We start from the raw sequence: 4982 nt of genomic DNA, 5'->3' as shown, positions 1-4982 counted from the left end.
CCCGTAGCCCGATCCAACGTCACCGTCGCACACCAGTCGCGAGGCACCCCCAGAACCCCGGACCACGCATGCTCGACCCGCACCCCCGCAAGCGACGGAAAGAACCGCACAAGAATCTCCCGCAACGCCTCGACCGTCGAAGCCTGCGTCCGCCCATCGCTGTCCGTCTTCGACCCGAACCGATACGGCACCCCACGCCCACCCAGCGCGATCCGCCCATCGGCGGTGCGCTGCGCATACATATACGCATGCGCCATGTCCCCCAGCGTCTCCAGCCCACCCCACCCCACCGACTCCCACTGCGCATCGCTGAGCGGCTCGGTGGCGATCATCGAGGAGTTCATCGGCAACCAGGTCCGCCGCTGCCCCTTGAGACTCGCGGTGAACCCCTCCGTGCAACGCAGAACATAGGGCGCCCGAACGGTGCCGTACGGCGTGACCGCATGCTTGGGCCGGATCTCGGTCACGGGCGTCGACTCGTGAATGACAACCCCCAACGCCTCCACCACAGCCGCAAGCCCCTTGACCAGCTTCACCGGATGCAGCCGCGCCCCATGCGGCGTCCACGTAGACCCGACCGCGTCCACAACCCGAACCCGCTCGCCGGTCTCGCGCGCACCGTACAACTCACGATCGGTCTCGCCGTACGACAGTTCATGCTCGTGAAAAGCCTTCAGCCGAGCCAACTGGGCAGGCGTACAAGCGACTTCGAGCACCCCACCCACGGAGATGTCGGCCTCGATCCCCTCCCCCTCCGCAACCCTGACGACCTCGGCAACGGTGTCGTTCATGGCCTTCTGGAGCCGTACGGCGGCCTCCCGCCCATGGAGTTTCGCGTACCGATCCCGCCCCGCGATCCCGTTGTACAGCCACCCGCCGTTCCGCCCCGAGGCGCCGTAGCCGCAGAACTTCTGCTCCAGGACGGTGACCCGGAGGAAGGGCGCCGCCTTCTTCAGGTAGTACGCGGTCCACAGCCCCGTGTATCCGCCGCCGACGATCACGACATCGGCGGAGGCGTCACCCGAGAGGGGCTCCCGCCGCACCGGAAGACCGTCGTCCGCGTACCAAAAGGAAACGCCACCATTCACGACACCGTCCGTAACACGGCTCACCGAGCTGCTCATAACCGGACGCTAACCCCTGAGTGCAGCGACTGTCTCCTTCGGATTCCATGCTTTTCCACAGCCCCTGACCAGCGGATAACACGCCAGCCCGATCACCACGGACGTGAAATGCCCAAGATCGGTGAAGGTCCGGCCGGTCGCCAACGGCACCCCGTAAACGGCCAGTACGACCACCAAGTACGGATACCGCCACGGCACCGCGATCCGATACACCAGCACCCCTACCACCCCGGCCAGCGCGTAACTCACCCCGATATCAAGGGTGTTGACCGCGGACTGCGGCGCCACGCCCCTCCTGATCGCCTCCAGCAGCGCGCCCTCGCTGATCAGCGAGGCCAGCACATGCGCGGCCACACACACCATCAGCCACCGCGCCGTACCGAGCCACCGTTCCGCCTGCGCGTGGAACACCGTGTACAGCGCGGCGTACGGCAGCCAGCGCCCCCCGTCCATCCACATCGCGCTCGCGAACAGCACCCGCACCGGGTTGTTGGACAGCTCGTGGATGTTGGTGGACCGCTGCCGCAGGAACTCCTGCTCGAACTCTGGCGACATGTGGTGCACGGCGACCGTGGTGACGAAGAGGATCCCCAGCCAGACGTAGGTGCCGGGGGCGCTGCGGACGTACGCCCACACCCTGTGGAGGCCCCGGGTAATTCGCATGAGCCGATTCACGCACGCAAGTATCGTCACAGCCGTGATCGACATTCCGGCCGGACTGATCGCCAGTTACGAGAGTTTCGGCGGGGAGTCGGGAGATGCCTTCGCCGCCGCCCTCCGGGAGCGGGCCGCGCGGTTCCTCGATCAATGGGGGCTGCGCCTCGACGGGCCGTCGATGAACGGCAGGTGCGCGCTGGTCCTGCCCGTGCTGCGGGCGGACGGGACACCGGCCGCGCTCAAACTCCAGGACGTGGACGAGGAGACGGTCGGGGAACCGGTCGCCCTGCGGGTCTGGGACGGCGACGGGGCCGTACGACTGCTGGAGGCCGACGCCGGCACGGGCACGCTGCTGCTCGAACGGCTCGACTCGGGGCGGGTGTTGGCGGATCTGCCGGACTCCCGCGAGGCCACGCTGGTCGTCGCCCGGCTGCTGGCCCGCCTGACGGCCGTCGAGGCACCGCCGGGCCTGCGGCGGCTCGGTGACATCGCGGCACAGTTGGCGCACCGGACCTCGGCAGCACTGCCCCGCGTCGGCGACCCGGCCGGGCGGCGGCTGCTCGCGGACTGCGCGGCGGCGGTGCGCGAGGTCGCCGGTGAACCCGGCGACCGGCTGCTCCACTGGGACCTGCACTTCGAGAACGTCCTGGCCGCGGACCGCGCCCCCTGGCTCGCCATCGACCCCAAGCCGCTCGCGGGCGACCCCGGCTTCGAACTCCTCCCGGCCCTGTGGAACCGCTTCGACGCGGACGAGGTCGGGTGGCGGTTCGACGCCATGACGGAGGTGCTCGGGCTGGACCGGGACCGGGCACGCGCCTGGACGCTGGGCCGGGTACTACAGAACACGCTGTGGGCGATCGAGGACGACAGCCCGCCCTCGCCACACCACCTGGAGATCGCCCGGCGCCTGCGCGACTGACCCGGGCCGCCTACGCCCAGGCCGGTGTCCAGGTCCCGGCGTCGGAGTGACCAGGCCCGCCACCGTCGTGGAGGTGATCCCGGAGGGCAGCGAGCCCGGGATGCCGGTTGTCGCGGTGCCTGACGAGGGAGTGCGGGTAGACCGGGGTCGGATTCCGTACGGCGATGCGCCGCAGGTCGTGACCGGCGGGCCAGACCAGGTGGGTCTGCTCGCCCACGAAGGTCGCCAGCGAACGCGAACCGGCGATGGTGTCCAGCAGCGGCTCCACCCCGAAGTCGGGCCCGCTGCTCTCGATGGTGAGCCCGAACGCGGCGGCGAGGGCGTCGTAGTACGCGGCCCACTCCGTGCCGGGGACGAGGCCGGGCATCCAGATCCGGTGCCCGACGAGATCGGCCGGGGTGACGGTCCGGGCGGCGGCGAGTGCGTGGGCCGGGCCGGTGAGGAGCTGGACGGGTTCGTCGAAGGCCCGGCTGACCTCGATGTCGTCGGGGAGCCGGCGGCCGGTCATGGTGACGGCGCGGAAGGACGCGTCGACCGTGCCGGAGCGGATGGCGTCCACGGCCGCGTCGGCGTCGAAGAGGGTCACGACGTCGAGTTCGATCTCGGGGCGGGCGCGATGGAAGTCGCGCAGCAGGGCGGCCGGGGCGAGTCCCCGGCCGATCACGTCGACGCGCAGCGCGCGGTGGCCGGGCCGGACGGAGGCGTAGGCCCGCGCCTCGGCGCGCAGCAGTTCGCGGGCGTGCGGCAGGAACGCCCGCCCGTCGACGGTCAGTTCGGCCCCGCGCGGGGTCCGCGCGAAGAGCCGTACGCCTACGGTCCGCTCCAGCGCGGCGACCCGCTTGGAGACGGCCTGCTGGGTGATCGACAACTCCATGGCGGCGTCCTGGAAACGGCCCGCGTCCGCGATGACCACGAAGGTGCGCACAGCGTCGAGATCCACGTCGGCGACGATACGGGCGGCCACTGACAATCACTGCTCACCAGCCGACACAACCAGAGGTTGTAGCCTCACGGCGCGTCGGTTGTTTGACCGGTGAGGGTGCCCCCCGGTTGGATCCCCGAGGTCGACGCGGGGCTGTTCGACCGAAGGAGTGCGGGTGGGCAGGCGGGCGCTGGGACGCCGTTTCGGCTGGCTGTGGGCGTCGTTCGCGGTCAGCTCGTACGGCACCGGGCTCGGGTTCGGCGCGTTCTCCTTCATGGCGATCCTCGTGCTGCACTCCGGGCCGACCCAGGTGGCGGTGCTGGCCGCCTCGGGGCGGGCGGTGGGGGCGCTGGTCGCCGTACCGCTGGGGCCGTGGGTGGAGTTCCGCCGCAAGCGGCCGGTGATGATCGCGATGGACCTGACCCGGTTCGCGGCGCTCATGACCGTCCCCGTCGCCTACGCGCTCGGCGGGCTCACCTTCGCCCAGCTCCTCCTCGTCTCCGTCACCGTCGCCGCGGCGAACATCGCCTTCAACGCGGCGAGCGGCTCGTACCTGAAGTCGCTGGTGCCACGGGAGGACCTGCTGGTCGCCAACTCCCGCTTCGAGTCGACGACTTGGACCTCGACCATGCTCGGACCACCGCTCGGCGGGGTCACGATCGGACTGTTCGGCCCGGTGACGACGGTGGTGGCCGACGCGGTCAGCTATCTGCTCTCGGCCCTCGGCATCCGCGCCATCGGCGGGACGGAACCGCGCCCCGAGCGGAGCGGTGCGCCGCGGCTGCGGGCGGGCGATCTGCTCGACGGCTGGCGCTACCTCCTCGCCCACCCCACCCTGCGCCCGCTGCTCCTCAACGCGATGGTGGTCAACGGCCTGATCATGGCCGCCGAACCGCTGCTCGCCGTACTCCTGCTGGGGCACCTCGGCTTCTCTCCCTGGCAGTACGCGCTCGCGCTCGCGGCCTCCTCCGGCGTCGGAGGCTTCGTCGGCTCCCGCCTCGCGCGCCCGCTCGCGGCCCGGTTCGGGCAGCACAGGGTGATGCTGGTCTCCGGGGTGCTGCGCGCGTGCTGGCCGATCGGCCTGGCGTTCGTCCGCCCCGGAGCCCCCGGGATGCTCCTCGTCATCACCGTCCAACTCGGCCTGGTGACCTGCATCGGCGTCTTCAACCCCCTGCTGGCCACCGGCCGCCTCGAACAGACCGCCCCCGACCGGGTCGCCCGCACCCTGACCGCCTGGTCGATCAGCACGAGCGCGGCGATCGCGGCGTTGACGGCACTGTGGGGCCTGCTGGCGGCGGCGACCACCCCGCGCACGGCGATCGCGCTGGCCGGGGTCCTCCTCCTGGCCAGCCCCTTCCTC

The 4982-nt window shown here is 71.0% G+C and carries 5 protein-coding genes; 2 read left to right on the top strand and 3 right to left on the bottom strand.

Going from position 1 to position 4982, the window contains the following annotated elements; translation table 11 throughout:
• Together ACNFOC_RS50855 and ACNFOC_RS50850 are read right to left on the bottom strand one after the other, a co-directional pair.
• On the bottom strand, positions 1–1124 hold a 1124-nt coding region (locus ACNFOC_RS50855), incomplete at its 3' end, for an NAD(P)/FAD-dependent oxidoreductase (RefSeq protein WP_416965777.1).
• Between the two features lie 9 nt (positions 1125–1133).
• Positions 1134–1787, bottom strand: a complete 654-nt coding sequence (locus ACNFOC_RS50850; RefSeq protein WP_416965776.1) for a rhomboid-like protein — start codon at positions 1785–1787, stop codon at positions 1134–1136.
• Between ACNFOC_RS50850 and ACNFOC_RS50845 the strand changes: the two genes are divergently transcribed.
• Complete coding sequence (locus ACNFOC_RS50845) at positions 1786–2700, top strand: aminoglycoside phosphotransferase family protein (RefSeq protein ID WP_416965775.1); 915 nt, start codon at positions 1786–1788, stop codon at positions 2698–2700. The two genes, ACNFOC_RS50850 and ACNFOC_RS50845, sit on opposite strands and share 2 nt — an antisense overlap.
• Before the next feature lie 10 nt (positions 2701–2710).
• Here the strand turns inward: ACNFOC_RS50845 and ACNFOC_RS50840 are convergent, their stop codons facing one another.
• A complete protein-coding gene (locus ACNFOC_RS50840; protein ID WP_416965774.1) occupies positions 2711–3640 on the bottom strand; it encodes a LysR family transcriptional regulator in 930 nt (309 codons plus the stop codon).
• Between the two features lie 157 nt (positions 3641–3797).
• Here ACNFOC_RS50840 and ACNFOC_RS50835 point away from each other — a divergent pair.
• The coding region (locus ACNFOC_RS50835) for an MFS transporter (protein WP_416965773.1) at positions 3798–4982 on the top strand (1185 nt) is incomplete at its 3' end.

The organism is Streptomyces colwelliae (assembly GCF_048158785.1).
GTDB lineage: Bacteria > Actinomycetota > Actinomycetes > Streptomycetales > Streptomycetaceae > Streptomyces.
Note: the sequence above shows the minus strand (reverse complement) of the source record. Positions and strands in the feature narration are given on the sequence as shown.